The organism is Bartonella sp. AU18XJBT (assembly GCF_028618595.1).
GTDB lineage: Bacteria > Pseudomonadota > Alphaproteobacteria > Rhizobiales > Rhizobiaceae > Bartonella.
Map to the genome: position 1 here is coordinate 1 of NZ_JAQITE010000129.1, position 1,487 is coordinate 1,487.

Here is a 1,487-nt window from a genome sequence, read left to right on the forward strand (position 1 = left end):
TGATCATTACCAATAGCAAAACTTAAGGTTGGCATTCATCCGCGTTTTTATACCTTTTACAAAACGGGCTGTTTAAGCGCTTTTCGACACTTCTCTGTGGGATGACAGCACCAGGCTGACAAATGGGCAAGTTTTTCTCTTTAAAAGTATAACACCAATATGGTCCTCCCCATTTGTAGCGGAATCCTGCTTGAACCATGCAAGCATCAATAGAAGCCTCTGCATTGATGCTTAGCTTTCTATTTTCTGGAAAAACATCATAAGGGGTTGGCATACCACATTCTAACAAGGCTTTTCCTATCTCCGTAAAATCTGCTCCTGGCTTCTCCCATGCACTCAAAACTCCTGGTGGAGGCTTATCGATGTTACATCCAGCAATATTTAACAGAATGATTCCACTTAATAATTTCAAGATTTGTTTCATTTTTTCCTCCCTGAATATTTTGAATATATTGGCGTACGATTAGGTGAACCATAAGCTTGTCGACATATTGAACCGGCATTACCATAACAAGCATGAACACTTGGATAACCCTTAAATATTTGCCCTGCTTCTTTCCAAGGACCACTTCCAGGAGGTATTTGCTCAAAAGTGTAAGGATTTTTGCCAATCTTTGTACCCACAAAGTCATTTTTATGATTTTCCAAGTTTACGTAATCCTGCTTTCCGTCACTTAAGATATATAACGTATCTGCCATGTTTTGAGTATTATAAGCTGGTCCAAAGAAATTAATCGTTGTTTTCTTTGCTATACCATGAACACCATGCTTTTCTAAATCATGCGATCCATTGCCCGCTGTCATACTGCCGCGGCTATGCGCATCAACATGCAATCCTATATTGCCAAGGCTATACAACAGATTCTGGTACTTCTTCGTCGAATTGGTCAGAGCACCCAACTTACCTTCTAGAAAATACTGATACCCTGCAATGAACCCCTCTACCAAGAGCGAATCGCTATGGGGAAACATCAGAAAATAGTGCGGATCATTCTTGTTATCAGCCAACTGAACCGCATTATGGGCTGCTTCATCGGGTGTTGTAAGAATACCATTGAGGAAAACATGAACCTTGCCATCAGAACCTTTTTGTAAATTCTGTTGTTCTTCAGGCGTTAAATAATGATATTGCGGCTGCGGGTTTCCATGACTGTCTCTTATAGGATTTCCATTTTCATCTTTTGCATAGATCACATTGCCATTTTCATCATGCTCAACGGTAGCCAGATAATGCTCTTTGATAAACATGTTTACAATGCCCTGTTCAAAGGTATTAAATCCTTCATCCGATAAATCATTGATCATATCTACGCGATTATGCACTACCCCCTCAAGCGATGCGACATCTAGCTGTCCTACTGCTTGGTGGGCTGCTGCGGTGTTGCGGTTGAGTGCATCAATGATTTGTCCAGCATCTTGCCCCATCGCCCTCTGTCCAGTGATATCAGTAAGGATGATAGTCCCATCGCTGATAGCAGATTTGGTTT

At 41.2% G+C, this 1,487-nt stretch carries 2 protein-coding genes; both read right to left on the reverse strand.

Going from position 1 to position 1,487, the window contains the following annotated elements; genetic code table 11:
- Positions 1-22: 22 nt before the first annotated feature.
- Entirely contained in the window at positions 23-424 is a 402-nt protein-coding gene (locus PVV60_RS10465) for a hypothetical protein (protein ID WP_273724668.1), read from the reverse strand.
- Positions 421-1,487 (reverse strand): filamentous hemagglutinin (locus PVV60_RS10470; RefSeq protein ID WP_273724669.1); only part of this gene is annotated, 1,067 nt, incomplete at its 5' end. The genes PVV60_RS10470 and PVV60_RS10465, both read right to left, overlap by 4 nt.

Bases quoted from the DNA above. Each gene is read 5' to 3' on its own strand.
- PVV60_RS10465 (WP_273724668.1), bottom strand. From the start codon at position 424: ATGAAACAAATCTTGAAATTATTAAGTGGAATCATTCTGTTAAATATT.